This window comes from Arthrobacter sp. NPDC097144 (assembly GCF_044762205.1).
Taxonomy (GTDB): domain Bacteria; phylum Actinomycetota; class Actinomycetes; order Actinomycetales; family Micrococcaceae; genus Arthrobacter_B.
In genome coordinates, this window is record NZ_JBIWDW010000003.1 from 52,817 (window position 1) to 79,604 (window position 26,788).

The 26,788-nt window shown below is 65.5% G+C and carries 27 protein-coding genes and 3 tRNA genes; 11 read left to right on the forward strand and 19 right to left on the reverse strand.

Going from position 1 to position 26,788, the window contains the following annotated elements; all coding sequences use genetic code 11:
- Nucleotides 1–8: 8 nt before the first annotated feature.
- The 9 genes from ACIQXM_RS07220 to ACIQXM_RS07260 all read right to left on the reverse strand — a co-directional run bounded on the left by ACIQXM_RS07220 (nucleotide 9) and on the right by ACIQXM_RS07260 (nucleotide 3,341).
- On the reverse strand, nucleotides 9–620 hold the full coding sequence (locus ACIQXM_RS07220; RefSeq protein ID WP_400929733.1) for a hypothetical protein: 612 nt from the start codon (nucleotides 618–620) through the stop codon (nucleotides 9–11).
- Nucleotides 617–1,201, reverse strand: a complete 585-nt coding sequence (locus tag ACIQXM_RS07225; protein WP_400929736.1) for a DUF6286 domain-containing protein — start codon at nucleotides 1,199–1,201, stop codon at nucleotides 617–619. Before ACIQXM_RS07225 ends, ACIQXM_RS07220 begins: the two co-directional genes overlap by 4 nt.
- Nucleotides 1,198–1,593: a hypothetical protein gene (locus ACIQXM_RS07230; protein WP_400929739.1), complete on the reverse strand. Its 396-nt coding sequence runs from the start codon at nucleotides 1,591–1,593 to the stop codon at nucleotides 1,198–1,200. The genes ACIQXM_RS07225 and ACIQXM_RS07230 overlap by 4 nt, the downstream gene beginning before the upstream one ends.
- Nucleotides 1,590–1,781 carry a hypothetical protein gene (locus tag ACIQXM_RS07235; protein ID WP_400929742.1) on the reverse strand — a complete coding sequence of 64 codons (192 nt, stop codon included), beginning with the start codon at nucleotides 1,779–1,781 and terminating at the stop codon, nucleotides 1,590–1,592. Before ACIQXM_RS07235 ends, ACIQXM_RS07230 begins: the two co-directional genes overlap by 4 nt.
- Nucleotides 1,782–1,852: 71 nt before the next feature.
- A complete protein-coding gene (locus ACIQXM_RS07240; RefSeq protein ID WP_400930909.1) occupies nucleotides 1,853–2,299 on the reverse strand; it encodes an Asp23/Gls24 family envelope stress response protein in 447 nt (148 codons plus the stop codon).
- Nucleotides 2,300–2,440: 141 nt separating this feature from the next.
- Nucleotides 2,441–2,884, reverse strand: coding sequence for a pyridoxamine 5'-phosphate oxidase family protein (locus tag ACIQXM_RS07245; RefSeq protein ID WP_400929745.1), 444 nt, complete (start codon nucleotides 2,882–2,884; stop codon nucleotides 2,441–2,443).
- Between the two features lie 117 nt (nucleotides 2,885–3,001).
- A tRNA-Phe gene (locus ACIQXM_RS07250) sits at nucleotides 3,002–3,077 on the reverse strand.
- Nucleotides 3,078–3,135: 58 nt separating this feature from the next.
- Nucleotides 3,136–3,209: transfer RNA gene (locus tag ACIQXM_RS07255), tRNA-Asp, on the reverse strand.
- A 59-nt stretch (nucleotides 3,210–3,268) separates the two neighbouring features.
- A tRNA-Glu gene (locus tag ACIQXM_RS07260) sits at nucleotides 3,269–3,341 on the reverse strand.
- 159 nt (nucleotides 3,342–3,500) lie between these two features.
- On the opposite strand from ACIQXM_RS07260, the gene ACIQXM_RS07265 reads away from it, so the two are divergent.
- Together ACIQXM_RS07265 and ACIQXM_RS07270 are read left to right on the forward strand one after the other, a co-directional pair.
- Entirely contained in the window at nucleotides 3,501–3,860 is a 360-nt protein-coding gene (locus tag ACIQXM_RS07265) for a metallopeptidase family protein (RefSeq protein ID WP_400930911.1), read from the forward strand.
- Between the two features lie 13 nt (nucleotides 3,861–3,873).
- Entirely contained in the window at nucleotides 3,874–4,803 is a 930-nt protein-coding gene (locus ACIQXM_RS07270) for a cation diffusion facilitator family transporter (protein ID WP_400929748.1), read from the forward strand.
- A 15-nt stretch (nucleotides 4,804–4,818) separates the two neighbouring features.
- On the opposite strand, the gene ACIQXM_RS07275 is transcribed toward ACIQXM_RS07270, so the two are convergent.
- Complete coding sequence (locus tag ACIQXM_RS07275; RefSeq protein WP_400929751.1) at nucleotides 4,819–5,823, reverse strand: universal stress protein; 1,005 nt, start codon at nucleotides 5,821–5,823, stop codon at nucleotides 4,819–4,821.
- Nucleotides 5,824–6,094: 271 nt separating this feature from the next.
- Here ACIQXM_RS07275 and ACIQXM_RS07280 point away from each other — a divergent pair, with 271 nt between their 5' ends.
- Both ACIQXM_RS07280 and ACIQXM_RS07285 read left to right on the forward strand, forming a co-directional pair.
- Complete coding sequence (locus ACIQXM_RS07280; RefSeq protein ID WP_400929754.1) at nucleotides 6,095–6,805, forward strand: FAD-binding protein; 711 nt, start codon at nucleotides 6,095–6,097, stop codon at nucleotides 6,803–6,805.
- Between the two features lie 150 nt (nucleotides 6,806–6,955).
- Complete coding sequence (locus ACIQXM_RS07285; protein WP_400929757.1) at nucleotides 6,956–8,386, forward strand: NCS2 family permease; 1,431 nt, start codon at nucleotides 6,956–6,958, stop codon at nucleotides 8,384–8,386.
- A 118-nt stretch (nucleotides 8,387–8,504) separates the two neighbouring features.
- On the opposite strand, the gene ACIQXM_RS07290 is transcribed toward ACIQXM_RS07285, so the two are convergent.
- The 3 genes from ACIQXM_RS07290 to ACIQXM_RS07300 all read right to left on the reverse strand — a co-directional run bounded on the left by ACIQXM_RS07290 (nucleotide 8,505) and on the right by ACIQXM_RS07300 (nucleotide 11,468).
- On the reverse strand, nucleotides 8,505–9,380 hold the full coding sequence (locus tag ACIQXM_RS07290) for a spermidine synthase (RefSeq protein ID WP_400929760.1): 876 nt from the start codon (nucleotides 9,378–9,380) through the stop codon (nucleotides 8,505–8,507).
- A 133-nt stretch (nucleotides 9,381–9,513) separates the two neighbouring features.
- Nucleotides 9,514–9,858, reverse strand: coding sequence for an MTH1187 family thiamine-binding protein (locus ACIQXM_RS07295; protein WP_400929763.1), 345 nt, complete (start codon nucleotides 9,856–9,858; stop codon nucleotides 9,514–9,516).
- 59 nt (nucleotides 9,859–9,917) lie between these two features.
- Nucleotides 9,918–11,468, reverse strand: coding sequence for an APC family permease (locus ACIQXM_RS07300; RefSeq protein WP_400929765.1), 1,551 nt, complete (start codon nucleotides 11,466–11,468; stop codon nucleotides 9,918–9,920).
- Nucleotides 11,469–11,743: 275 nt separating this feature from the next.
- Here ACIQXM_RS07300 and pta point away from each other — a divergent pair, with 275 nt between their 5' ends.
- From pta to ACIQXM_RS07320, 4 genes are all read left to right on the forward strand, one after another.
- A complete protein-coding gene (gene pta / locus ACIQXM_RS07305; protein ID WP_400929768.1) occupies nucleotides 11,744–13,816 on the forward strand; it encodes a phosphate acetyltransferase in 2,073 nt (690 codons plus the stop codon).
- Nucleotides 13,816–14,973, forward strand: coding sequence for an acetate/propionate family kinase (locus ACIQXM_RS07310; protein ID WP_400929771.1), 1,158 nt, complete (start codon nucleotides 13,816–13,818; stop codon nucleotides 14,971–14,973). Before pta ends, ACIQXM_RS07310 begins: the two co-directional genes overlap by 1 nt.
- 114 nt (nucleotides 14,974–15,087) lie before the next feature.
- The gene (locus tag ACIQXM_RS07315) at nucleotides 15,088–15,621 is read left to right on the forward strand and encodes a hypothetical protein (protein WP_400929774.1); all 534 of its coding nucleotides are present in this window, start codon (nucleotides 15,088–15,090) and stop codon (nucleotides 15,619–15,621) included.
- A 146-nt stretch (nucleotides 15,622–15,767) separates the two neighbouring features.
- Nucleotides 15,768–16,952: a zinc-dependent alcohol dehydrogenase gene (locus tag ACIQXM_RS07320; RefSeq protein WP_400929778.1), complete on the forward strand. Its 1,185-nt coding sequence runs from the start codon at nucleotides 15,768–15,770 to the stop codon at nucleotides 16,950–16,952.
- Nucleotides 16,953–16,964: 12 nt separating this feature from the next.
- Here ACIQXM_RS07320 and ACIQXM_RS07325 read toward each other — a convergent pair whose 3' ends face one another.
- From ACIQXM_RS07325 to ACIQXM_RS07335, 3 genes are read right to left on the reverse strand one after another with little or no spacing between them, the layout of a single operon-like run.
- Nucleotides 16,965–17,474: a metallophosphoesterase family protein gene (locus tag ACIQXM_RS07325; protein ID WP_400929781.1), complete on the reverse strand. Its 510-nt coding sequence runs from the start codon at nucleotides 17,472–17,474 to the stop codon at nucleotides 16,965–16,967.
- A 5-nt stretch (nucleotides 17,475–17,479) separates the two neighbouring features.
- Nucleotides 17,480–17,875 (reverse strand): hypothetical protein, encoded by a 396-nt coding sequence (locus tag ACIQXM_RS07330; protein ID WP_400929784.1) that lies wholly within the window; start codon nucleotides 17,873–17,875, stop codon nucleotides 17,480–17,482.
- Nucleotides 17,872–19,785 (reverse strand): glycoside hydrolase family 15 protein, encoded by a 1,914-nt coding sequence (locus ACIQXM_RS07335; RefSeq protein WP_400929787.1) that lies wholly within the window; start codon nucleotides 19,783–19,785, stop codon nucleotides 17,872–17,874. Before ACIQXM_RS07335 ends, ACIQXM_RS07330 begins: the two co-directional genes overlap by 4 nt.
- A gap of 178 nt (nucleotides 19,786–19,963) precedes the next feature.
- On the opposite strand from ACIQXM_RS07335, the gene ACIQXM_RS07340 reads away from it, so the two are divergent.
- A complete protein-coding gene (locus ACIQXM_RS07340) occupies nucleotides 19,964–21,220 on the forward strand; it encodes a DUF445 domain-containing protein (RefSeq protein WP_400929790.1) in 1,257 nt (418 codons plus the stop codon).
- Here the strand turns inward: ACIQXM_RS07340 and ACIQXM_RS07345 are convergent.
- The 3 genes from ACIQXM_RS07345 to ACIQXM_RS07355 all read right to left on the reverse strand — a co-directional run bounded on the left by ACIQXM_RS07345 (nucleotide 21,217) and on the right by ACIQXM_RS07355 (nucleotide 23,191).
- Nucleotides 21,217–21,963: a hypothetical protein gene (locus ACIQXM_RS07345; protein ID WP_400929793.1), complete on the reverse strand. Its 747-nt coding sequence runs from the start codon at nucleotides 21,961–21,963 to the stop codon at nucleotides 21,217–21,219. The genes ACIQXM_RS07340 and ACIQXM_RS07345 overlap by 4 nt on opposite strands.
- Nucleotides 21,964–22,126: 163 nt before the next feature.
- On the reverse strand, nucleotides 22,127–22,393 hold the full coding sequence (locus tag ACIQXM_RS07350; protein ID WP_400929796.1) for a GlsB/YeaQ/YmgE family stress response membrane protein: 267 nt from the start codon (nucleotides 22,391–22,393) through the stop codon (nucleotides 22,127–22,129).
- A 174-nt stretch (nucleotides 22,394–22,567) separates the two neighbouring features.
- Nucleotides 22,568–23,191 (reverse strand): alpha/beta hydrolase, encoded by a 624-nt coding sequence (locus ACIQXM_RS07355; protein WP_400929799.1) that lies wholly within the window; start codon nucleotides 23,189–23,191, stop codon nucleotides 22,568–22,570.
- 320 nt (nucleotides 23,192–23,511) lie between these two features.
- Here ACIQXM_RS07355 and ACIQXM_RS07360 point away from each other — a divergent pair, with 320 nt between their 5' ends.
- Nucleotides 23,512–24,543: a 1-phosphofructokinase family hexose kinase gene (locus ACIQXM_RS07360; protein ID WP_400929802.1), complete on the forward strand. Its 1,032-nt coding sequence runs from the start codon at nucleotides 23,512–23,514 to the stop codon at nucleotides 24,541–24,543.
- Nucleotides 24,543–26,777: a fructose-specific PTS transporter subunit EIIC gene (locus ACIQXM_RS07365; protein ID WP_400929805.1), complete on the forward strand. Its 2,235-nt coding sequence runs from the start codon at nucleotides 24,543–24,545 to the stop codon at nucleotides 26,775–26,777. Before ACIQXM_RS07360 ends, ACIQXM_RS07365 begins: the two co-directional genes overlap by 1 nt.
- The last annotated feature ends 11 nt before the right edge of the window (nucleotides 26,778–26,788 follow it).

Sequence of the window (26,788 nt, forward strand, 5' to 3'; positions counted from 1 at the left end):
ACCGCGTTTTACCGGACGCGGTCCTCCCGGCTGAACCGCAGCTTGCGTCCGGCGTCGATACTGATCAGCACCACCGTTTGGCGTCCAAGTGCGGCGTCCAGCGCCTCGACCAGGCGTGTGGCATCGGCCGCAATCAGGTGGGGTGCAGCGCCGTGCCGGGGGTTAATGCGGATCCGCAGCGCTGAGCTGCCCCGGATGTCGTAGGTGCTTACGACTGCTGCGGCCACATCCGGATCCTCCTGCAGCGCAGCCCGCAGCGCCTGTTCCGCCACAGCGCTGCTGAGGGCAACGCGGCCGGGTGCGCCGTCGTCGTCGTCTTCCGACACCAGGGTTCCGCTGCGGCCCCGGCCCTGGGCCGCCGCCCACAGGACCAGCAACACAATCGCCACCAGCATCAGCACGACCAGCAACACCCAGATCCAGCTCCGGGACTGCCCGGGCAGCGCCGTTTCCGCACCAAAGGTTCGGAGCCGGTCCACCACTCCGGGGGCAAAGGACTGCCAGCGGCGGGCGGCATCGCCGTCAAAGCTGATCCAGAGCAGGCCGCCGCCGATGCCCATCAGGATCAGGCCCAGCAGCCCCAGCAGGACACGGTTCACCACCCGCGGAGTCCGGTTCACTGCCCGATCACCCCCGCTGTGGAAACCGAGACGCGCACTTCCGGCTGCGGATCCAGCCCCGTCAGCTGCAATTCTTCGGCCACGGCATCCCGTACTGCCTCTTCACTCACCGGGACGCCGGAGGTTGGGCGGATCCGGACATCCACCCGGGACCGGCCCACGGTGACCAGCACCTGCTCGGGGCTGACCCCCGCGGTAAGCCGGGCGCACCGTGCCAGTGAAGAGGCCAGCACTTCGGCGTCCACCACGACGGCGGCGCGCGGGTTCGGCAGGGCATAGCGCGGCCGGCGGCCGGGCAGGACAGCCTGCAGGAATAAGACGAGTCCCGCCAGCAGGATCAGCAGTCCGCTGAGCCCAAGGACGGCGGAGTCGGTTTCTGCCGGCAGGCGCGCCAGCCAGCTGCCCAGGGCACCGGGATCCGTTAGCCAGGGATCCTGGCCCAGTGCCTGCAGTGTTGCTTCCAGCAGGACATACAGGAAAAAGAGAATGCCCAGAATAACCACAACCACGGACGCAGCGGCCCGGCTGGCATGGGTTTCACGGCGTACGATCCGCTGCGTGCGGATATCCCTGCCGCTCACCGGACCCTGCTTCCTTCATCGACCTGAACGCCCGTGATGCGCACGTTCACCCTGGAAACCAGTGAGCCGGTCAGTTCGGTCACCTTGTCCTTCAGGAGCGCTTTGGCTTCGTGCGCGCGGTCCCAGACCGATCCGCCGACACGGTCCACGAGGCCCGGATCGGCGGCAATGCGGGTCAGCGGCGGCAGGGACGCGGGCAGCGCCAGTGAGAGGGCCAGCATGCCCTGGTCATCGGACCAGGACACCCGGATCTGGGCCGGGGGCACCCGAAAGAATTCCGCAGCTGCCGCCTTGGCCGTGGAGGTCAGTGCCTGCGTACTGATGCGGTTGTGCCCGGCAAGGGCGGAATTGTGCTCAAGCACCTGGGTAATCACCGGGACTGCACGGCTCACGAGGACGAACGGCGTCCGGTCAGCGCATCGCGGACGGTGCGGAAATCCACTTTGCCCTCGGCCGCCCTGCCGAAGAGGGCCCCTGCTGCAATAAACAGTGCCATCAGCAGGAATCCCCAAAAATCAAAAATCAGGGCGGTGAAAGCCAGGACAGCCCCGATCGCCATGCCCGTTACGGTTGGTTTCATTATTCCTGCCTCATGACGGTGATCCCGAACTCTTCTTCGACCCTATACCGGATACCGCTGCGGGGCCTTCGCTAAACCGGCGCGGAGCCGGTCCTCGGCTTGTCGGAACGGCCTTCGGCTGCGCCGGGGATCTGCACGTCGCTGACGTCAACGTTCACTTCCACCACCCGCAGGCCCACCAGGGATTCCACGGCGGAATAAACCGACGCCCGGACGTTGTCCGCAATGCGGGTCAGCGGCGTCCCGTAAACCGCCACCAGAGTCACGTCCACCGCCACTTCGGTGTCGCCTACTTCCACATGGACACCCTGTGTGGCACTGGAGACGCCCACCGCATCCCGGACAGCGCCCAATGCCCTTCCGGATCCGCTGCCCGTTCCCAGGGCAAAGACGCCGTCCACGGACCGGGCCGCAATGGCGGCTATCTTGGCAACGGCCTGCTCGCTGATGGCGGTCTTCCCGCCAATTACGGTTCCGGCGTCACCGGCCGGGGTTGCAAGGGGGGCGCGCTGCGGCATCCGGTGGGCTGCCGCAGCACCGGGGCCAGCTGGGGCGGGGCCGCCCGGGGCAGCGGAATAATTCTGATTTACGGCGTCATCCATGCTGCCCAGCGTATCCTGCAGCCCTTGTTTTTGGGCAGGTAATGCCCCGGGAGCCGTTCACCGCAAGCCCACGCGGCGGCCGGTAAGGATGCCGGGGGCAATGCTGATGAAAACATCGCGCTGACCGCCGCCCCACGGCTCATCCATGCGGCGGCCCCAAAGTTCGGTCAGCAGGTCCGGATCCACAACTGCCGAAGCACGTCCGCTGAGCAGGACCGACCATCCGTCCATGCGTGCGGGGTCATGGTCATCAATCTGAAAGGACGCGTTCCACGATTCCGATCCGCTGCCCAGGGCACCTCCGCGGGAAGTGCGGAAGTACACCGACTGGTCCTGCACCACGTAATGGACCGGAAATACGAGCACCCGACCGTTCTCCTGGTACGCCACCCGTCCGATCCCGCCGCCGGCCAGCAGCGCCCAGCATTCGGTTTCGCTCAGATCCTCACTCTGATGATGAGCCGCGGCATCCCCGGTAAAATCCTGCGCATCCGTCGCCATCTTTGCCTCCGAAAGTTGATTTCGGACCAGTCAAACGCAGCGGGGAGAGTTTTGGGAAGAGAAGCACCGGCCTCCGGGCAAAGAAAAACCCCGGACTCGTAAGTCCGGGGTTTTAGCTGGTGGCTCCGACCGGCGTCGATCCGGTGACCTTTCGATTTTCAGTCGAACGCTCTACCAACTGAGCTACAGAGCCGGGCATCATCGCAACCGATGATCACCGAGATCTTCCAAATCGCTTCAGAAAATCTGAGCGACCCTGACGGGACTCGAACCCGCGACCTCCGCCGTGACAGGGCGGCGCGCTAACCAACTGCGCTACAGGGCCTTGCTTTTCACGAGTGTAAACTCTACCAGCATTTCGCCGGTCCAATTACCACTCCTGAGTACCCCCAACGGGATTCGAACCCGTGCCGCCGCCGTGAAAGGGCGGTGTCCTAGGCCGCTAGACGATGGGGGCCTTTAGAACACACCGGGAACGCTTGGAAGCGGAAGATTCCGTTCGTTTGCGCCCCTGTGGACTCATAAAACTATAGGGCCTGTTGGGGCAAACAGCAAAACGAGCTGGTCGGGGCCTCGAACCCGGCACCGCACTAGAGTGGCTTGGGTGCCAATAGACATGCTTCCGGACGATTTTGAAACTGCCGTGGATGACGCCATCGATTCCATCCCCGCGGACCTTGCTGCCGCCATGAACAACGTGGCCATCTTCATTGAGGACGAATATGAACCCCGCCCCGGCGAGGATCCGGAAACCGAGCTGCTCGGACTTTACGAGGGCACTCCCCTGACGGAACGCGACTCCTGGTGGGACGCCGGCTCACTCCCGGACCGCATTGTCATTTTCCGCGGGCCGCTGATGCGGATGTGTTCCACCCGGGAGGAGCTGGTGGATGAAATCCGCATCACAGTGATCCACGAGGTGGCCCACCATTTCGGCATCGATGATGAGCGGCTGCATGAACTCGGCTGGGGGTAGCTAGCCTTAAGGCATGGGAGATCATCACGGCCACAGCCACGGACTGCCCGCGGGCACCGCAACCGGCAGGCACCGGCGCAAACTGCTGATCGTTTTTGTCATTACCCTCAGCGTTGTTTTCCTCCAGGTTGCCGGCGCCGTGCTGTCCGGGTCGCTGGCACTGCTGGCCGACGCCGGCCACATGCTTTCCGACGCTGCAGGCGTCTCCATTGCGCTGCTCGCGGCGTGGATCGCCACCCGTCCGGCCACCAAGCGCCGCACCTACGGCTATCAGCGCGCGGAAGTCCTGGCCGCCCTGGCCAACGCAGTACTGCTGATTGTCATCGCCACCGTCATTTTCATTGAAGCCATCCGCCGGTTCGGGACGGAACCGGACGTGCACACCGGGCTCATGCTCACTGCCGCCCTTGTGGGCGGGCTGGCAAACTTTGCCTCCCTGCTGGTGCTGCACAGCGGCCGCAAAGAAAGCCTGAACGTGCGCGGCGCTTATTTGGAGGTTCTGGGCGATCTGCTGGGATCAGCCGCCGTGGTGGTGTCCGCCATCATCATCATGCTCACCGGATACCAGCAGGCGGACTCCTGGGCGTCCATCCTCATCGCCCTCATGATCCTGCCGCGGGCCTGGTCGCTCCTGAAGGAAGTCATCGACGTCCTGCTTGAAGCCACCCCGCAGGGCGTGGATACGGAAATGATCCGAAACCACATTGTGCGGGTGGACGGCATTTCGGACGCCCACGATATCCACATCTGGACCATCACCTCCGGCGTTCCCGTGTTCTCGGCGCACGTGGTGGTTGACGACGACCACCTCACGTCCGAACGGATGGACCAGCTGCTGGACCGGCTGACGTCATGCCTCAGCGAACACTTCGATACCGAGCACTGCACTTTCCAGCTGGAACCGGCCAGCCATGCTGTCCACGAGGGGCAGCAGCACGCCTGACCGGAACAGCTGCGCTCACACTTCGGGCAGGGGCCCGAACGACGCCCGGTCATTAAGGCGCGGGTCCTCGTGGTCCGGAACAACCATCACCGGACCTTTGGCATGGTGCAGCACGCTTTGGCTGGTGGAGCCCATCAGCATCCCGGCAAAACCGCCGCGGCCGCGGGTTCCCATCACCAGGAGCTCCACATCAGCGGTCCGGTCGATCAGGATTTCCGCCGGGGCGCCGTCAAGGAGCTGGACGGACATCGGCACGTCGGGGAAATGGCTCTGCAGCCAGGCCTGGCCGGCCCGGAGCTGCTCGGCAAGTTCCTCGTGCAGGGCCGCAACGTCCATCGGGGCGGGAACCCAGGCAAGGGAACCGCTGAAGGGAGGCAGCGCGCACAGGATCTGCAGGGGAAGCCCGCGGTCCTTCGCCTCTTCAGCGGCAACGAGGGACGCTGCGCGCCCCTGTTCGGAACCGTCAACACCCACCACCACCACATCCTCGACGGTCTGCACGGTGGGCGCTCCGGCGGGGGGCCGGACTCCGGCCTCGGGCAGACGGCCCGCGGTCCGCAGCGGAACCACCACCGTGGGGCACTTGGCATGGGCGGGCAGCGCGCTGGAGACAGAGCCCAGCAGGCGCCCCACAAAGCCGCCGCGGCCGCGGGAGCCCACAACCATCAGGTCCGCTTCTTCGGAAAGTTCCAGCAGCACAGCCGACGCGTCTCCGGTTTCCACCCGCGGAAAAACTTCAATGTTGTGGCCGCTGATGCGTTCAAGTGCCTTGTCCAGCACTGCCTGTGCGCCCTCGCGGATAATCGCGTCGTCCATGGTCGTGTAGCCGGCATCCATGGACGAGGCCGCAAAGATGGGCACGGTGTAGGCGGTGACCACGTGCAGCGGACTTCGCCGCCGTTCAGCCTCCTTCGCCGCCCACACAAGGGCGCAAATGCTCTGATCGGATCCGTCCACTCCCACGACGACGCCGGGCGACGCCTCCAGTCCGCTGTCCTCATTCCATACTGAACCGCTCACAGTGCCGTCCCCTCCCAGTCCATTCACGGCTGCCGATGCGCTTCCCTGAACGCCCGCACAGTGATTCCATCCGTAGCCTACAACGCTCCATCCCCGGTGAACCCGGCCGTCCGGAACACGCCGAAACCGGCACTACACAGAGGTTCAAAACACGGATAGGCTTCGGGCAGCACAACCGGAGAACGCCCGCTCAAGCCGTGGGGCGTCCAACTGCAGGAGCGGAAGAGGCGCCGTTCCGTGCAGCCTTGATCCACGTCAGGGGGTTGCCTCAGTGGGTAGAGCGCGGAAGGGCAAAGCGGCCGGCACCGGCACCGGCACGGGCAGGGGCATGGGGACGGCCATTTCGGCTGGCACGCCGGCCGGTACGACTTCCGGCAGTTCCACGGCAGGCGGGCCGCACACGGAAGTAACAGCCGCCGTCGTTATTGGCTGCGGACTGAGCGGACTGGCGGTGGCCAGCGAGCTGAGCCGGCAGGGCGTCGAAGCAATCGTCCTGAATGGTCTGGCGCATGACACCGAGTCCGCCCACTCTGCGGTCCGGGACACCGGAAGTCTTCCCGAGCGTGCAGAACTGCTGCGCCTGCTGCACGGTTATGCAGCCGGACATTCACTGGACATCCGGGCCGGCACTGCCGCGCAGGGCTTGGGCCTGCTCAGCGGCTCCGGAGTTCCGGTCCCCGTCCCCGGAACAACCAAATGGGCCATCCACACGCATGAGGGCGTCCTCCTGGCGGATGCCGTGGTGCTCACCGGCTGTGGAAAGAGGGCCCTCCTGGGCCTCGTCCGCTCCCTCGGGTTCTCGGCCGGCGCGGATCTGCGGAACGCCCTGCGCAATGCGGGTTTGTACGTGGTGGGCGCCGGCGAAGCACTGGCCTGCCCCACCAGGGAACTCGCCCGTTCCGCCAAACGGGCGGCAGAGGAAATAGCCGTTCGGAACAGCGCACTCTCCGGATATGCCGCTCTGCGCACCGGCACCGCTTAGCTCCCCGGCCACCCCGCAAAGGGGATGAATCTCACGTTTTCCGCGCCCGTCACCGCTTCCTGACCCCCCGGGACGGCTGAGTCCTCGCGATAAGATCGAATGGCGGGTTTTTCTTACCCTCAAAGCCACCACCCATTCAGAGGATGCGTCATGCTCAAACAAGGTTCAAAGCTGGACCGGTATTTTGAAATCTCCAAACGGGGTTCATCGGTCTCCCGCGAAGTCCGGGGTGGTTTGGCCACATTTTTCGCCATGAGTTACATCGTGGTCCTGAACCCGCTCATCCTCGGCGGTCCTGATTCCGCCGGAAATACGCTGGCCGGTCCCGCCGTCGCAGCAGCCACGGCCCTGGTTGCCGGTGTACTGACCATCATCATGGGGGCCTGGGCCAAGCACCCGTTTGCGCTCGCGACCGGGTTGGGCGTCAACGCCTTCGTCGCCGCGACCGTGGCCACCAATCCGGGACTGACCTGGCCTGACGTCATGGGCCTGATCCTGCTGTCCGGCGTGACCATGTTCATTCTGGTCCTGACCGGTTTCCGGACCGCCGTCTTCAAAGCCGTTCCGGCCAGCCTCAAAACGGCAATCGTCGTCGGCATCGGCATGTTCATTGCACTGCTGGGCTTTGTGAACGCGGGCTTTGTCCGCCGCATCCCCGACGCATCCGGCACCACCGTTCCGCTTGAACTGGGCACCGGCGGACAGCTGCTGGGCTGGCCGAGCCTGGTCTTCGTGGTTGGCCTGATCCTCACCATCGTCCTGATGTCCCGCAACGTCAGGGGCGCCATCCTCATTGGCATCGTGGTCTCCACCGTCCTCGCCGTGATCATCGAGAAAGTTGCCTCCCCGGGCTCCCAGGGCGCCGGTGTGGAAACCGGCTGGTCGCTGGTCACCCCGAGCATGCCGCAGTGGGCGGCTCCCGATCTTTCCCTGATCGGCAAGGTCAGCGTCTTCGGCTCCTTCCAGACCCTCGGGGTTGTTGCGGCGTCCCTGCTCACCTTCGTGATCCTGCTCAGCATTTTCTTTGACGCCATGGGCACCATGGTGGGCCTGGCCTCCGCGGCCGGTTCCATCGATAAGGACGGCAACATCCCGAACGTTGACCGCGTGCTCCTGGTGGATGCAGCCGGCGCCGTAGCCGGCGGTGCCGCGGGCGTTTCCTCCAACCAGCTTTTTGTGGAATCCGGTTCCGGTATTGCCGAAGGTGCCCGCACCGGCCTGGCCTCCGTGGTCACCGGCGTGCTGTTCATCATCGCAATGTTCCTGACCCCGCTGATCTACCTGGTGCCCTTTGAGGCCGTTGCCCCCGCACTGGTGGTGGTGGGATTCCTGATGGTGTCCCAGGTCGGCAAGATCGACTGGAGCGACATCGGGCTGGCCATTCCGGCGTTCCTCACAATCGTCCTGATGCCGTTCACCTACTCCATCGCCACGGGCCTGGGCGCAGGCTTCGTAACCTTCGCCGTGATCCGTCTCTTCCAGGGACGGGGCAAGGAAGTCCATCCGCTGATGTACGTGGTTGCCGCAGCGTTTGTGCTGTTCTTCTCCGTGGGCGCCGTGTCCTCCGTCCTCGGCGTCTAGCTCCCCCGCCAGCTGGCAAAGGCCGCCCGAAACGCATGACGCGTATCGGGCGGCCTTTGTGTTGCCGGAGTATCCAGCCTGCGGTTCCAGCCGGCCCTGAAGGTCCCGGCGGCGGTTCTTAGCCGGCCGCGGCCTGCCCGTCGGTGAGGGGCCGGGTTCCGGCGGCAAAGGCCCTCACCTGCGAGTCATCCCACAAATGGGCCGGAACCCCGCCGCCGAGCAGCGTCCGGGGAAGGGACGGGTGGCCGGCGAAGGGCAGGTCGGAGCCGGCGATGATCATGTTGCCGTACCTCCGCCCCTTGAGCATGGCCGGGTCCGCCACAATGGCGGTGTGGGCAAAAACCTCGCACACCGCTGCAGCTTCACGGCGCGCACCGCGCAGGTCCGGGGTATCGCCGCAGTTGATGATGTACAGCCCGCCCGGAGACAGCACCCGGGCCGCCTGCGCCGTAAATTCGAGCGTGGTCAGCGGCAGCGGGGTCTTGGCTCCGGCGAAGACGTCGCGGATCACCAAGTCACGGCTGTCATCGTGCAGCGTTTCGGTCACCTCGCGCGCTTCACCCACACGCAGGCGCATCAGCGGCGCACGGGGAAGATCAAACCAGGCGCGTACAAGTTCGGCCAGGCGGCCGTCCAGTTCCACCACCACCTGCCGGGCGTTGGGGTAGCCGGCGGCGAAGTAGCGGGCCATGGAACATGCGGCACCGCCCAGATGCAGGGCCCGCAGCTTGGCGTCGGCTTCCCAGTGGGTGTCCACCAGGGCCGCGATCCACCGCATGTATTCAAAATCGAGCTGGCGGGGATCCGCAATATCAATGTGTGAGCTGTGGACGCCGTTGACCTTCAGGATCCAGCCGTTGGGATTGAACTGGTCCGGGATGAGTTCGCAGGTACCGGTGTCCACCGGATAGGTTCCGGCCACGGGTCCGGGAGAGGAGGGGCCTCCCGTCCCGGGGGCGTCCGCGGTTGCCTTCCCCGGCCGCTGCCGGCCCATCAGGCGGCCGTCCCGTAGGTCCGGATGGCCCGGAAGGAACCGGCCGACGTCGTCGTGCTGGGGATAAGCGTCATGCCTCCAGTTTAGGCTTGACCAACCCCAGGGCCGGTTCGAGCCGGCCGCCGGGCGGGGATCAGCCGGCCGCCGGGCGGGAGCGGCCCAGGGCCGCCTCCAGACGTTCCACCTTGCCGTCAAGCTCGCCGGTGTGCCCCGGCCGGATGTCCGCCTTGAGGACCAGGGACACGCGGCTGCCGTAACGGCCCACAGCTTCCGTTGCGCGGCGCACCACGTCCATCACCTCGTCCCATTCACCCTCCACTGTGGTGAACATGGCGTCCGTGCGGTTCGGCAGCCCGGATTCACGGACAATCCGGACGGCCGCGGCAACGGCGTCGTGCACCGATGCGTCCGCTGCTTCAGGGCCTGCGGGAGTGTCCGGACCAATGCCGGACGGAGCAACTGAAAAGGCAATCAACATGCCCCCAGTCTGCTCACCGGTTCCGCCGCAGGCAAGCGCGGCGGAACCGGTGAGCCGGGTCAGGCCTCCGGCGAGGGGGACGCCTGTTCGCGCTCCAGCCGATCGGCACGGGCATCCCGCTCTGCCTGCCGGACATCCGCAAACTTCTCATTCAGCCGGGAATGCCGCTGCCCGTAGGCGAAGTACAGCAGGAACCCGATCAGCAGCCAGCCGGCAAAGTAGATCCACGTTTCCACGGCCAGGTTGGTCATCAGGTACAGGCACAGCAGGGCTGAGAGCACCGGGATCACCGGGCCGAAGGGGACGCGGAAGGCGGGCCTGAGGTCCGGGCGCTTGCGGCGCAGCACCAGCACGCCGAGGCTGACCACCACAAAGGCGGAAAGCGTGCCGATGTTGATCATTTCCTCCAACACGTCCACCTGCGTGAATCCGGCCACCAGCGCCACCAGCGTGCCGCAGAGGATCTGCAGGCGGGCAGGCGTTGCATGCTTGTCGCTCGTGCGGGACAGCTGGCGCGGCAGCAGCCCGTCGCGGCTCATGGCCAGCACCACCCGGGCAAGGCCCATAAGCAGGACCATGATGACCGTGGTGAGGCCGATCAATGAACCGACCGCAATAACCTGTGCCGCCCAGGGGTTGCCCACCAGAGTGAACGCCGTTGCCAGGTTCGGCGCTTCTGCGGCCGCGAGCTCCGTGTAGGGAACCATGCCGGTCAGGGCGAGGGAAACACCGATGTAGAGCAGCGTGACCACTGCCAGGCCTGCGAAGATACCGCGCGGCAGGGTCTTGCCCGGGTCCTTCACTTCTTCGGCCGAGGTGGCAACGACGTCGAACCCAATGAACGCGAAGAACACGATCGCGGCGCCGGCAAAGACGCCCAGCGTGCCGTACTGCGCCGGCGCTGCGCCGGTGAGGAAGGAGAACAGGGACTGTTCCATGACGCCCTGGGCTCCCGCACCCTCGGTGGAAACGCTGTCCGGGATGAACGGGGTGTAGTTCTCTGCCTTGACGTAGAAGAAGCCGGCGACAATGACGAACAGCACCACGCCCACCTTGATCAGCGTGAAGACGTTGCCCACCTGCGCGGACAGCTTGGTGCCCATCACCAGCAGAACGGTGAAGACCGCCACGATCAGAAGGGGCCCCCAGGTCAGGTCCACGGGGCCCAGATCCAGAGTGGCCGGAATATCCAGGCCCAGCAGCTTGAACACCTCGCTGAGGTAAATGCCCCAGTACTTGGCGATCACGGCCGCCGCGGTGAACAGTTCCAGGATCAGGTTCCAGCCGATGATCCAGGCAATAAATTCGCCCATTGTCGCGTACGTAAAGACGTAGGCCGATCCGGCAACCGGAATGGCGGTGGCAAACTCGGCGTAACACATGATGGCCAGCGCGCAGGTGAGCGCGGCGAGGACAAAGGACAGGGTGACGGCCGGTCCGGAGAAGTTTGCGGCTGCTTTGGCGCCCACTGAGAAGATGCCGGCGCCCACGGCCACTGCCACACCCATGATCATCAGATCCCAGGTGGTCAGGGAGCGTTTAAGCCGTCGCCCCGGTTCATCGGCGTCGGCGAGGGAATCCTCGATGGGCTTGGTTCGGAAGAGGCTCACAGCGGTCCTTGTGCTCGGTTTTTCCGTCAAAACTACCGACCAATCGTAGGCTTCAGGCCGTTACTCCCCAGTTTAATCCCACATCGTGAGACACGGCAGCCGGCCAGCGGGGCAGCGAAGCGGCCTGCGAAGCACCGGTCAAGCATGTCAGCTAGCTACTGCGCGGTGCATTTGGGAGGATGTTAGAAGTGCTGGGGACCACACTGTCCGGCTGTGCCGGATGGGGCCGCCGCGCCGCTCCTGCAATCCTGAAGCCCCACAGATCGGACAACATCATGGCCCGTGGAATCTACATCAGTGCCATGACCCCGGGTTCCGGAAAATCCCTGGTCACGCTTGGCCTTGCCGACATGCTGCTGCGCCATGCGGACCGGGTGGGATTCTTCCGTCCGATCGTGGAAGGTACCGAGCCGGCGGAGGACCCCATGGTGCGGCTGATGCAGCGCAAATTCAACCTCACCACGGAGACGAGCCGCGGCGGCCTGACCCGCAAGGAACTGCGCGCCCTCCTGGTGGCGGGCGAACGCGGTGAAGTGGATTCACGCTGCATGGCCATCTACAACGAGGTGGCAGCGCACTGCGACGTGGTGATCATTGAGGGCACTGATCTGTCGGGGCACGACGTCGCTCTCGAGTTCGATTTGAACGCCCGCCTCGCGAACAACCTGGGAGCCGTGGTGGTTGCCGTGGTGAACGCCCGGGAGATGAGCGTTGCTGAGACGGCCGACGCCGTGGACCTGGCCCGCCACGAGCTCAGCACCGCCCGCTGCGACCTGCTGGCCATGATGGTGAACCGCGCCGATCCGGAGGTGTTGGATGAGGTCCGTGCCGCTGTGCGGCCGGGTGCATCCGGCCGGCCGGTGTATGTGATGCCGGAACTCAACGAAATTTCCCAGCCGTCCATGTCCGAGGTTGCCAAAGCCCTGAACGCCCGCCAGGTGGCCGGCAGCGCGTCGCTGGAGCGGGACGTTGTTGGCATCAAGGTGGCGGCCATGACCGTGGGGAACTTTATTTCGCAGCTGGAGCACGGCAACCTGGTCATCGCCCCGAGCGACCGCGCGGACGTCATGGTGGCCGCCCTGGCCTCCGCCGTCGCACCGGAGTTTCCGGTGCCCAGCGGCATGGTCCTGACCGGGGGCCTGCCCATTGATGCCGGCATCCTGGCCCTGCTGTCCCAGGCTCCGTTCCCGATCTTCGCCGTGGAGGAAGACACCTACACCTCGGCCCGCAAGGTCAGCCGGGTCCGCGGCGAGATAGCATCCGGGCAGCGGCGGAAGGTTGCGGCTGCCCTGGGAGTGTGGACCCGGCACGTGGATGAGCATGAGCTCCTTGAGCGGCTGGAACTGCCCCGGCCGGAGAAAACCACGCCGCTCCGGTTCCTGAATGAGCTCATTGTCCGCGCCCGCTCGCAGCGCAAGCACATTGTCCTGCCCGAGGGCCTGGACACCCGGGTGCTCCGGGCCGCGGAAATCCTGCAGCGCCGCGATGTGTGCGCACTGACCCTGCTGGGACCCGAAGGGCAGGTCCGCGAACTGGCCGCCAGCGAGGGCATCGACCTCAGCGGAACCACCATCATCAACCCCGCCACCAGCGGACTGCGGGACGATTTTGCCCGCGAATACGCAGTTCTTCGGGCTAAGAAGGGCGTCACGCTGGAAGACGCCCGTGATCGTATGCTCCACGGGGCATATTTCGGAACCATGATGGTCCATCTGGGCCGCGTGGACGGAATGGTCTCCGGTGCCGCCCACACCACTTCCAACACCATCCGTCCGGCGCTGGAATTCATCCGCACCAAGGACGGCGTGGACATTGTGTCCTCGGTGTTCCTCATGCTGCTACAGGACCGCGTGCTGGTGTACGGGGACTGCGCCGTGAACCCGGATCCGGACGCCAAGCAGCTGGCAGACATCGCCCTGGCTTCTGCGGACACCGCGGGGAAATTCGGTGTGACCCCGCGGGTGGCCATGCTGTCCTACTCCACGGGGGCTTCGGGCAAGGGGGAATCGGTGGAGATGGTGCGCGAGGCAACCGAACTGGTTCGCAGCCGCCGTCCCGATCTCCCCGTGGAAGGTCCCATCCAGTACGACGCCGCGGTGGACGCCACTACTGCGGCGTCGAAGCTGCCCGGATCCCATGTGGCCGGGCACGCCACCGTTTTCATTTTTCCCGACCTCAACACCGGCAACAACACGTACAAGGCTGTTCAGCAGTCAGCCGGCGCAGTGGCCGTGGGCCCCATCCTGCAGGGGCTGCGCAAACCGGTCAACGACCTCTCCCGGGGCTGCACCGTTGAAGACATCGTCAACACCGTGGCCATCACCGCGGTCCAAGCCCAGGAGGGCTGATGCTGGTACTGGTCATCAATTCCGGATCCTCGTCCCTGAAATACCAGGTCCGGGACACCGGGAGCGGCGAACTCCTGACCAAGGGGATTATCGACCGGATCGGCGAGGCGCCGGTACCGGACCACGGGGCCGCCCTGGAAGAACTCAGCTCCCGCCTGCCTGCTGCGCTCGGCGGCCGGGAGGTGGACGCCGTCGGGCACCGGGTGGTTCACGGCGGTGAGCGCTTCAGCGAACCCGTACTGATCAACAATGAGATTGTCCGCTCCATTGAGCGGCTCAGCCCGCTGGCCCCCCTGCACAACCCCGCGAGCGCCCGGGGAATCCGGGCCGTGCACGACAAGTGGCCCAAGATCCCCCAGGTGGCCGTCTTCGACACCGCCTTCCACCGCACGCTGCCGGAGGAGGCGTGGCGTTATGCCCTCCCCAACAGCCTCTACCGGAAGTACGGGATTCGCCGATACGGATTCCACGGGACCAGCTACGGGTTCGTGGCTCCGGCCGCAGCCCGTTTCCTGGGCATTGAACCGGACCGGTTTGACGGCGTGATCGCCCACCTGGGCAACGGAGCATCGGTTGCCGCAATCAAGGACGGCAAAAGCATCGACACCTCCATGGGCTTCACTCCCCTGGAGGGGCTGGTCATGGGCACGCGCAGCGGCGATGTTGATCCGTCCATCCTGGTGTTCCTGCTCCGGGAAGGCTATGACGCGGACACCCTTGATGACCTGCTGAACCGGGAATCCGGGCTGCTGGCGCTGGGCGGAGCGTCGGACATGCGGACGCTGACGGAGGTTGCGGCCGGCGGAAACGAACAGGCTGCCATGGCCCTGGACATCGCTGCCTACCGCCTCGCCAAGTACATCGGTGCCTACCATGTGGCCGTGGGCGGCGCCCAGGCTCTTGTCTTTACGGCCGGAATCGGTGAAAACGCCTGGGAATTCCGAGAGCTGACGGTGAAGCGTCTCGGCGCCCTGGGGATCTCCCTGGACACTGAGGCGAACCGCACCCGGGGATCCGGGGCGCGGCTCATCAGCACCCCGGATTCGGCGATTCCCGTCCTGGTGGTTCCCACCGATGAGGAAGAGGCGATTGCCGAAGCCACGGCAGCCGTAGTGGCCCAAAACAGCACCTCCCCTGCGGGCGCCGCCTCCTCCTAACGAGTGTCGTGCCGGTAACCGGCGTCGGGGTGCAGACAGGGAGCAGCCAGTGGGCTAACGTCGGTTAACCGGTTAAGCAAAGGCCGTCTGCCACATACACGTGCGGAGAATTCGATGCTCAGCCACTCGCGGGAGTACCCCTCAACCGACCACGCTCTTCGGGTCCTGGTCCGCATTGACACACAGCTGGGGCTGGCGTGCCTGGAAGTCCGGGGATGCCTCACCGCCTCCACGTATCCAACTCTGGTAAACATCCTGGCCCACACCGGGGCCCTCGGAGCCGGAGTGCGCGTGAACCTGCTGAAGGCCGAACACGTGGAACCCGGCGCGCTGCATAACCTCCGCTGCGGTGCCGACGCCGCTGTTGCCGCCGGTGCTGCCGGCGCCGCCGGCGCCGCACCTGCGGGCGGACCGGGTGGCCCTTCCGGGCTTCGCGAAGCGGTGCCGGTGGAAATCCTGATGCCGGACACCCTTCCCGTCTGCCGGCTCGGTTCCGAGCCTCCTGCGACTGGCCCCGGCGGCTCCCTCTTTCCCGGCACGGCGCTGACCAACGAGGAAGCCATGGAAAGAGCGTTCCTGCAACGGGACCCCCGGGTACTGGCGGAGCGTCCGGGAGTCCGCCCGGGCCCCGGCCCCCTGTCCCCGTAGCGTGCTGCGGCCGGCGCGGCCTCCTGCAAACAGCCCTGCTGCGGATTACCGATGCAACTGCCGGTTTTGTCAGTACCCTTACTATTTGAGATAGTAGGACCTACGTACTTTCAAAGCACCCAAAGCAATCAGCAGGAGGATCGCACGTGAAAGCAGTTACATGGCAGGGAAAGAACTCCGTAAGCGTGGAGCAAGTACCTGATCCCACCATCCAGGAACCCACCGACGCCATCATCCGGGTCACGTCCACTGCCGTCTGCGGCTCCGACCTTCACTTGTACGGCGTCCTGATGCCGTACATGAAGGAAGGCGACATCCTCGGCCACGAGACCATGGGCATCGTGGAAGAGGTCGGCTCGGCCGTCACCAGCCTCAAGAAGGGTGACCGTGTGGTCATTCCCTTCCAGATCGCCTGCGGCAGCTGCTACATGTGCCGCCAGGGACTGCAGACCCAGTGCGAGGTCACCCAGGTCCGTGACATGGGCTCCGGCGCCGCCCTGTTCGGCTTCTCCGAGCTGTACGGCTCCGTCCCCGGCGGACAGGCTGAATACCTGCGGGTTCCGCTGGCCGACTACAACCCCATCAAGGTTGGCAAGGAACTCCCGGACCACCGCTATCTGTTCCTCTCGGATATCCTCCCCACCGCCTGGCAGGGCGTGCAGTACGCCAATGTGCCCGACGGCGGCACCCTCGCCGTGTACGGCCTGGGTCCGGTCGGCCAGTTCGCAGCCCGCATCGGCACGCACCTGGGCTACCGCGTCATCGGCGTTGAGCCGGTGGAGGAACGCCGAAACCTCGCCGCCCAGTACGGTGTCGAAGTCCTGGACCTGCACAAGGACGTCGCCGACGAGCTGCGCGAAATGACCGACGGGCGCGGACCGGACTCCGTCGTGGACGCCGTCGGCATGGAAGCCCACGGCTCCCCCGTGGGCAAAGCTGCCCAGGCCGTCGTGGGCCTGCTGCCGGACAAGCTGGCCCAGAAGGCCATGGAAACCGCCGGCACAGACCGCCTCTCCGCCCTGCACGGAGCCCTTGACGCCGTCCGCCGCGGCGGCACCGTCTCCCTGAGCGGCGTGTACGGCGGCACGGCCGATCCGATGAACCTGATGTCCATGTTCGACAAGCAGCTGAACCTGCGCATGGGCCAGTGCAACGTCAAGCGCTGGACCGATGACCTCATGCCGCTCGTCGAGGATCCGGCGGACCCGCTGGGCGTCACCAACCTGGTCACCCACCGCGCCGGCCTGGAAGAAGCACCTGACCTGTACGAGAAGTTCCAGAAGAAGGAAGACGGCTGCATCAAGGTTGTGTTCACGCCGGGCACCAACTAAGCCCGCAGCACCCTAAGCCTTCCGAGGGGGAAGCCGCACCAGTTCCGTGGTGACGGCTTTCCCCTCGACTTTTACCCGCAGGTACGTGCAGTACGGCTGGCGGCGCCGGTCGGTGGGCGATCCGGGATTCAACAGCCGCAGCCCGGCAGGGGTAACTGTGTCCCAGGGAATGTGGCTGTGCCCGAAGACCAGCAGGTCCAGATCAGGGAACTGTTCATCCATGCGCTTCTCCCGGCCCGCGGCCGGACCGGTTTCGTGGATGACCGCCAGCCGCACCTGTTCCACCTCGGCCGTGGCAATCAGGGGCAGCCGGGACCGCAGCGCCCCGCCGTCGTTGTTGCCGTAGCAGGCCACCAGCCTGCGGGAGCGCTGCAGCATTTCATCAAGCGATTCCTCACTGACCCAGTCCCCGGCGTGGATCACGGCGTCAGCAGACTCGATGTCGTGCCAGAGCTGCGCCGGCAGCTCCCGCGCACGTTTGGGCAGATGGGTGTCGGACAGCACCAGCAGATCGGTTGCCATAGCCTTTACCCGCGCAGGCTCCAGGCCCAGCGGATCAATGGCAACTGAAGCGGAAGCCTGGCCAGGTGAATGGCCTTTTCCCGCTCGGATCCGCGGGGGCCGAAAGCCCGCTGCAGGGCGCTGAGGTGGCCGGCTATGAAGGCCACGTACATCAGGGTGGTCCCGGTGGCGGCGGTACGGCGGGTTGCCGGCAGCAGGAGACCCGCAGCAGCGGCAAATTCCAGCACCCCGCTGACGTGCGTCCACTGCCGGCGGGTCAGGACGCCGTATTTCCCGCCGGTATCCGTGCTGATGCTGCGGGGAACCACGGCGTTGTAGAACCGCGGATTGCGGAAGTGATTGACGGCGCTGACGGACAGCAGCGCTGCCATGGCGGAGGCGGAGAGACTCTGACGGTTCATTTATTTCTTTCTGCGGAGTAAACATCCGCGCCAATCGGCGCGGAAGAAGCCTGCCCGGGGAGCGGAGCCATGGTGTTGAGAGCATCCGCAGCCCGGACGAGGGCCAGGTGTGAGAATGCCTGGGGAAAGTTGCCGGCCATCGTGTTGTTGACCGGGTCATATTCCTCGCTGAGCAGGCCCAGCTCGTTGGAGTATGCCACCAACCGGTCCATCAGCGCGCGGGCTTCCTCCGCCCGGCCGGTGGCCGCGTACTGCTCCACGAGCCAAAAGCTGCAGGCAAGGAAGGGGTTCTCCCCCGGCTCCAGCCCGTCCACACCGCTGTGCGTGACATAGCGCAGCAACAGGCCGGAGTCCGTGCGCAGGTCCTTTTCCAGGCGGGCCACCGTTCCCAGCATGCGTTCGTCGTCGTAGGGCAGGAAGCCCACCTGCGGCAGCTGCAGGAGGGCTGCGTCCACCTCGGTGCTGCCGTAGTACTGCGTGAAGGAGTTCAGGCTCTGGTTGTAGCCCCGGCGGAGGATTTCCTCGCGCAGTCCGTCCCGCAGCGCCTCCCAAAGCTCCAGCGGGCCGTCCAGGCCGTGGGTGCGGGCGGCAGTTGCAGCGCGGTCAAACGCAGCCCACATCATCACGCGGGAATGCGTGAAGTGCTGGGGTTCCCCGCGCATTTCCCAGATCCCGTGATCCTTGTCCTCCAGATGGCGTTCCAGGAAGGTCATGAGTGCGCGCTGCAGCGGCCAGGAGAAATTGTCCTCCGCCACGCCCTTGTCCCGCAGTTTGGCGAGGGCCACCATAACCTCACCCACGACGTCGGCCTGGTATTGGTTGACGGCCCGGTTTCCCACGCGCACCGGAAGTGATCCCGCATAACCGGAGAACTGGGGCAGGATCCGTTCGGGTAATTCGCGCGCACCGTCCACGGCGTACATGATCTGCAGATCCTCGGGATCCCCCGCCACGGCCCGCAGGAGCCAGTTGCGCCAGTGGAGCGCCTCATCCGCGTAGCCATGGTCCAGCATTGCCTCCAGTGTCAGGGCGGCGTCCCGGAGCCAGCAGTAGCGGTAGTCCCAGTTGCGTTCTCCGCCTGCCGTTTCCGGAAGCGAGGTGGTGGGGGCCGCAACAATGCCGCCGGTGGACTCATGGGTCAGTGCCCGCAGCACCAGCAGTGACCGCAGGACGGCTTCCTCATATTGGCCTGCATGATCCCGCCGGAGCGCCCACGCCTCCCAATACTCCGCGGTGGATGCCAATGCGGCATCGACGTCCGTCAGCCGGGGCACTTCGAGGTGGGACAGGTGCCAGGTCAGCTCCATGTCGACCCGCTCTCCGGCCCTCACGGTGAAGCGGCCAACATGCTTGTGGTCCTCCGCCCTGGGCAGGTTGTCCCCGCGCAGCACCAGCGCGTTTGGCCCCGCCACGGCCAGCAGCCGCTCACCGTGCGGGTCCGGGTCACGGCGCATCCACGGCAGGACGGTGCCGTAGTTGAAGCGCACTTCCAATTCCTGGCGCATGTGCACGATTCCGCTGATTCCCTCCACCCGGCGCACGATGGAGGCCCGGCCGTCGCCCACCGGCATGAACTCTGTAACCAGGGCGGTGCCGGTGTCAGTGGCCCAGCGGGTCTGCAGGATGAAGGTGGATCCCCGGTAACTGCGGCTATCGACGGCGGCGTCCCCCACAGGCGCCAGCAGCCATCGGCCGTGGTCCTCGGTTCCGAGCAGCGCACCGAACACGGACGCCGAATCGAACCGGGGAAGGCAGAGCCAGTCGATGCTTCCCCGGCGGGATATCAGGGCACCGGTATGGAGGTCTGAGACCAGCGCGTAGTCCTCAATGGGGGTAACCATGACCCCACTCAACCACACACCGGCGACGCAGGTCACAGCATGCTCCGGGCGGCGCGGGTTTGCCCGCATGGCGCCTTGGCAAGCAGACTGATTAGATGGGTTGGACGGTCCTGCCGCGGCGCCCACTGGCCCGGGGCTGATGAACCGGCACAAGCAGAGGAGCGGCTTTGAACTCATCTCCGGCACTGGCCTGGTTCCAGGTACCGGCCGCACGGCGCGCCTGCGCGGACGAAAACAGGAGCGAAGCATGAGCATGCCGGTATTGAATGATGTCGAGCGCGCGGCGGGTCTTCGCCGGATGAAGACGCTCGCCACGGGCCTGCTGGTTGCCCTGGCTGTGGTGTTCATTGTTTCCTTCGCCCTGCAGGACCGTTATTCCTGGCTGCAGTACGTGCGGGCGGCTGCAGAGGGAGGCATGGTGGGTGCCTTGGCGGACTGGTTCGCCGTCACCGCCCTGTTCAAACATCCGATGGGCGTGAAGATCCCCCACACTGCCATCATTCCGCGCAAGAAGGACCAGATCGGTGCGTCGCTGGGGCAGTTCGTGGAGAGCAACTTCCTCTCCGAAGAGGTCATTACGCAGAAGCTGGGCTCCATGGAACTGGCCCAAAAGGCAGGCGCCTGGCTTGAGCGTCCGGAAAGTGCGGCCCGGGTGGCCATCGAGGGTTCCGCCGCCATCCGCGGAATTCTCCGTGTGCTGGATGACGACGCCGTCAAGACGGTTCTGGAGTCCATGTTCCGCCGGCATGTGGTTGACCCGCCGTGGGGCCCGCCGATGGGCCGCGTCGCTGAACGGGTCTTCGAGGAGGGCCACCACCATCAGCTGGTGAATCTGGTGGTGGACAGCGTCAGTGACTGGGTGGTTGCCAATCCAAGCGTCATTTCGGACCTGGTGGCGCAGCGGTCCCCGTCCTGGGTGCCGTCCTTCGTGGATGATCTGGTGGGTGACCGCGTGCAGGTGGAGGTGGGCCGCTTCCTGCGGGCCGTGCAGGAGGACCCGAATCACGAAATGCGGCGTGCCCTGGACAACTATCTCAAGGGCCTGGCCCGGGATCTCCAGGAAGACCCTGCGGTGATGGCCAAGGCTGACGCAATCAAGGAACAGGTGCTGGATGATCCCCGCGTGCAGCAACTCATTACCCAGACCTGGGCCACCATCAAAAACGCCCTCACCACTGCGGTGGATGATCCGGACAGCGAGCTGACACGGAACTTCAAGGCTGCCGTGCAGGACTTCGGGCACCGCCTGGCAACCGAGCCGGAGCTGGCGGCGAAGGTCAATAACTGGATTGCCGACGCCGCCGGCTACCTCGTGAAGACCTACAGCAGCGATATTGCCGGCGTCATCACCGAGACGGTGGAGCACTGGGACGCGCAGGAGACCTCAGAGAAGATTGAACTGCAGGTTGGCAAGGACCTGCAGTTCATTCGAATCAACGGCACTGTGGTGGGTTCGCTCGCTGGGCTGGTGATCTTCACGATCGCCCACGCCATTTTTGGCTAGGGCTGATCCGGTATCTGACGCAGTTCCTCGGCCAGCTCTCCGCTGATGGTATCCGGGGCGGGGCCAAAAGCGCGCCGGGCGGTCTTGATGACACCCTTGCCCATGGCGTGGTTGCCGGCTCCGCCTACCACCGCACCGATGCCGAGCGGGAGCGCGCGGCCGAGCATGGCCGTTCCCTGCCGGGCCACGATGCGCTTCATGAACTGCTTGCGGATGGAGGAACCCACGGAGCCCATGAGGCCGGAGGGCATGCCGCCCAGGGAGCTGGCCCAGGGCTTCCCGCCGCGTCCGGCAACGGACTGCATCATGGCAGTTCCCTCTTCGCCGAGCATGATGGCCATCACCATGGTCCGCGACCGGTCCGGATCCTCGAGGTGCACACCGTGCAGCTCAGCGACTGACTGGGCATAGAAAGCCGTGGCCTCCAGGAAACCCACAGTTGCCGCGGCTGAGAGTCCCAGGGCTGCCGCGGTGCCGATTGCAGGCACGACGGCGGTGGCGCCAACGGCTGCTCCTCCGCCGGTGACGGTATTCAGGTAGTGCTTCTCCACGATGGACACCAGTTGCTCCGGGGTCGCACCGGGGTTCTTGCGCTGCAGTCTGCGGATGTTCGCGAGCACCAGCGGACGCTGGACCTCCACGGCACGTTCCATCGCCCGAAGCAGCGAAGCTTTCGGTGTCCCGTCCTTTTCGAAGACGGTTCCTCCGGCAGCCTTGACAGCACGGTTGGAGATAAATCCCACGGCAACGCTCCTTTTCGACACTGGCGAACCGGTGCAGGGCACCGGACCGGTTAAGCCTACGTGAGGCAGGAATGAAAAAAGCGGGACCGGCGGATTATCCGCCGGTCCCGCTTTATCTCTGCAGCCTGCTGCAGAACGCCGCGCCGGAGCGCGGACTCACAAACTAGGCGCGGCTGCTCTTGCGAGTAACGAAGCCGTAGATCACGAGGACGATGATGGAGCCGATGATGGCAACGAGCCAGGTCTGGATGGACCAGAATTTTTCCAGCGGCACGTCGAACAGTGCGCCGCCGACCCAGCCACCGATCAGGGCGCCGATGACACCGAGGACCAGGGTAGCGATCCAGCCGCCGCCCTGGCGGCCCGGGAGGATTGCCTTAGCGATTGCACCGGCGATAAGACCAAGAATAAGGAAAGCAATGAAACCCATGATGATTACTCCTTGCTGTGTGAACGAGTGATGATTTCGTTGTTTTGCCGTGCGGCCTGTGGGCCGCGCTTTCCTCCACTGTACTTCATAAGCATGCTTAGGTAGTAGTCGAAAAGGATTTTGGTTAGTTCCGGATAGATGTTAGCCATCTTTGTTTTCCCCGCCAGAGCAGGCCTAGGGTGCTACATAACGCTGCAGAAAAAGGCCGACGTCGCGAACCTCATCGACACCAATAGTGTGCCCCATCCCGGGGTATGTCCGGGCAGTCAGCGCAGTATTTTTTTCCAGCCAATTCTGCGTGCTGAAAATCGCGTCTTCATTGATCACCCAGTCGTTCCGGTCCCGCCCCCAGAAGTACGGGACCGGCTCGGGAAGCGGTTCGGCCATGGCCAGCAATTCGTTCTCGGCCACGAACCCGGACAGGCCCACAACAGACCCGAACTTTTCGGGCCGCAGCCGGAGCAGGGTGGTGGCCATGGCCATGCCCTGAGAGAACCCCAGCAGGGAGACTCCGGTGAACGACCCTTCGGCCATGGTCCGGTCCAGCCAGGTGAAAACTCCTGCGGCGGCCTGGAGCACCTCAGCCGTGTCGGATTGCAGATACGGATCCAGGAGGAACCAGCCGTGGGATTCCCCCACGGGGAATGTTCCGCGCAAAGCAGCGCACGTGATTCCGCCCGGAATGGAGGGAAAGAGGCGGGCGAAGCTGTGTTCGTCCGCTCCGTACCCATGCAGCATCACGAGGAGATGAGTGCCCGCGCGGGCATCGGCAGGGACGGACCACAGGACGTTGCGCATCCCCTCACCCTATTCCGGCCGGGTCCGTTTGGACTTCCGGAGGGCGCCGCAAACGCCGCCCATTGCAATCACCCTGCAACCTAAATACCGTTGGTTCAGCGCACCGGACGTGGCAGCTGCCACATTTTAGGGTGCCGCGGATTGCGGGTATTGATGCGGAAAATCCAGCGCCCCGTAAAGGGACCGCCGGCGTCGCTCTTGTTCGGAGCCGTGTCCGGCCCAGGCCTTCCCCGTTATTCCCGCCCTGTCCCCGGCGGGCGCACCGGCAACCTTATGCAGACCGTATGCAGCCCCTTCAGGAGTTCGAACATGGTGGTTCAATGATTGTCACCCTCACCGTCAACCCCAGCCTGGACCGGACCGTTGAGCTGCCCGGGGTGCTCGTCCGCGGAGCCGTGCAGCGTGCAGCAGCCATCAGCGAGGAACCCGGGGGCAAGGGCGTCAACGTTTGCCGTGCGTTGACCGCATCCGGCGTGGAGTCGGTTGCCGTCCTGCCCGGACGCGACGAGGATCCCGTGATGGCGGGGCTGCGCGCTGCCGGCATCCGCTACGTGAATCTGCCCCTTGACTCGGCAGTCCGGAGCAACATCACCCTCACCGAGCCGGACGGCACCACAACCAAGATCAATATGCCCGGCCCGCCCCTGAGTGCTGCCGAACAGGAGGACCTGATTGCCCTGCTGGTCAGCGCTTGCGCCTCCGGCGAGGACGGTACACCGGCCTCATGGCTGGTTCTGGCCGGTTCCCTCCCGCCCGGAGCTGCTCCGGATCTCTACGCCCTGGTGGCCCATGCCGTCCGCCAGCGCTTCGGTGCGTCCGCTCCGCGCATTGCGATCGATTCCTCCGGGCCTCCGCTGCTGGGAGCCCTTCTGCACAACGCCGCCCCCGATCTGCTCAAACCGAACGCGGAGGAGCTTGCCGAGGTAACCGGGGTGGGCAGCGAAGACGCACTTGAAGCGGATCCGCTGCTTGCAGTCGAGGCGGCACGGACCCTCATCGCCAAGGGCGTCGGGGCAGTCCTGGCCACCCTCGGTCCCAAGGGTGCGCTGCTGGTCACCGCCGAAGGCGCCTGGCAGGCAACCCGTCCCCCGGTGGAACCGCGCTCAACCGTTGGCGCCGGCGATTCGTCGCTGGCCGGATTCCTGCTGGCCAACGTGGCCGGCGATCCCCCCGGCGACTGCCTGCGCCAGGCCGTAGCGCACGGCGCGGCCGCTGCCTCCCTGCCGGGAACCACCGTTCCGACGTTGGCGCAGACCGATCCCGGAGCCGTGACGGTGACGGAGATAGCAGGATACGCAGCCGTTTCTGACGGGGCACCCGCTCAGACCGCATCCACTAAGGAGAACGACTGATGTCTGATCTCATTACCCCGGAACTGGTCACACTGGACCAAAACCTGGGCAGCGAACGGTCCGAGGTGATCCGTCATCTGGTCCAGAACGTGGTCTCACTCGGCCGCGCCACCACTTTCGACTCGTTGTATGCGGACGCCATGGCCCGGGAAGCCAAGACGGCCACGGGCGTCCCCGGCGGCATTGCCATCCCCCACTGCCGGTCCTCAGCAGTCACCCAGGCCACCCTGGCCATGGCCCGGATTAATCCTCCGGTGGACTGGGGTGCCAAGGACGGACCAGCGGACATCGTCTTCTTCATCGCCGCTCCGGAAGGCGCGGACCAGGAACACCTGCAGCTGCTGTCCAAACTCGCCCGCTCGCTGATCAAGAAGAACTTCACGGGTGCCCTCCGAACGGCGCAGTCCCCGCAGGAGATTGTTGAACTGGTGGACGGTGCACTGGGACTGGGTCCGGTGCCGGAGTCCCAATCAGGCGGAACGGCGCCAGGTGCCGCCAATGCAGCTCCGGCGACGGGGGCCAGCGCCGCAGGGACCGGCAGCGCCACGGGGACTGGTACAGCGGCGGGCGCGGCGGCAGGCGCCGGTGCGGCTGCCGCCGGGAGCACCGGCGACGGAAGCACGGAGACCGGTTCCGGGAGTTCCGGCGGCGCCCACACGGCCGGTGCACGTGCCTCCGGGGTAACCGCCGACGCCGGAAGCGGGGCAAACACCGGGGACGGCGGGAAAATTCGGCACCTGGTTGCTGTCACCGCCTGCCCCACCGGCATTGCCCACACCTACATGGCTGCTGATTCCCTTGCTGCGGTAGCCGCCGAGCGCGGCATCGACCTTCAGGTGGAAACACAGGGATCCGCCGGTTCCACTCCCCTGGACCCATCGGTCATCCGCAACGCGGACGCCGTCATCTTCGCCACCGACGTGGACGTTCGGGACAAAGGCCGGTTCGCCGGGCTCCCTGTGGTCTCCGGTCCCGTAAAGCGGGGCATCGACGAACCCGGAGTCATGATCGACGAGGCGCTTGCTGCGGCCAAGGATCCCAATGCCCGGCGGGTGGCCGGCGGCGGAGGCGGAGGTGAGGAGCGGGATCCGCAAAGCAGCGGCGGCGGTGAAGGATTCGGCGGACAGCTCAAGCGGGCTTTGCTCACTGGCGTCAGCTACATGATTCCGTTTGTGGCGGGCGGCGGCTTGCTCATTGCCCTGGGTTTCCTGCTCGGAGGCTACGAGCTGTCCCTGTCCGACGATGACGGCAACCTCACCGGCGACATGATCCTCGACGGCGGAACACTGTTCAATCCCGGGGACCAGGGGCTCCTGACCTATCTGGGCGCCGTTTTCTGGAAGATCGGCAACCTGTCCCTGGGCTTCCTGGTCCCGGCGCTCGCCGGATACATCGCCTATGCCCTGGCGGACCGCCCGGGCATAGCGCCGGGCTTTACCGCCGGCGCAGTGGCCCTGTTCATGGACGCCGGTTTCATCGGCGGCCTGATCGGCGGCCTCCTGGCCGGTTACGTGGCCCGGTGGGTGGGGAGCTGGACGGTTCCCTCGTGGCTGCGCGGCCTGATGCCGGTGGTGATCATTCCGCTCATCACGTCGTTGATAGCCTCCGGGCTGATGATCCTTGTGCTGGGCGGACCCATTGCCGCCCTGACCCTGGGGCTGAACAACTGGCTGTCCGGCCTGACCGGAGCGGCCGCCGTCGTGCTGGGGATTGTCCTGGGCCTGATGATGGGTTCGGACCTGGGCGGGCCCATCAACAAGGTGGCTTACGCGTTTGCCGTCGCAGGCCTCGGTGAAGGCAGTGTCCAAAACCAGGCACCTTGGGAGATCATGGCCGCGGTTATGGCCGCCGGCATGGTTCCGCCGCTGGGCATGGCCCTGGCCACTGTGGTGGACAAGCAGCAGTTCACGATGGCCCTCCGCGAGAACGGCAAGGCCGCCTGGCTGCTCGGTGCCGCCTTCATCTCCGAAGGAGCCATTCCCTTCGCCGCAGCCGACCCCCTGCGTGTCATTCCGTCCTGCATGATCGGCGGTGCGCTAACCGGCGCCATCTGCATGGGCACCGGCGTTACTTCGCAGGCGCCGCACGGCGGAATCTTCGTGTTCTTCGCGATTGGCAACCTGTTGATGTTCATTGTGGCTATCCTCGCTGGAATGGTGGCCTCAGGATTGATCTATGTTGCGCTGAAGCGGTGGACTGCTCCCAAACGCGCAGAGGAGCCCGTCATTGCCTAGCCAAACCCCTA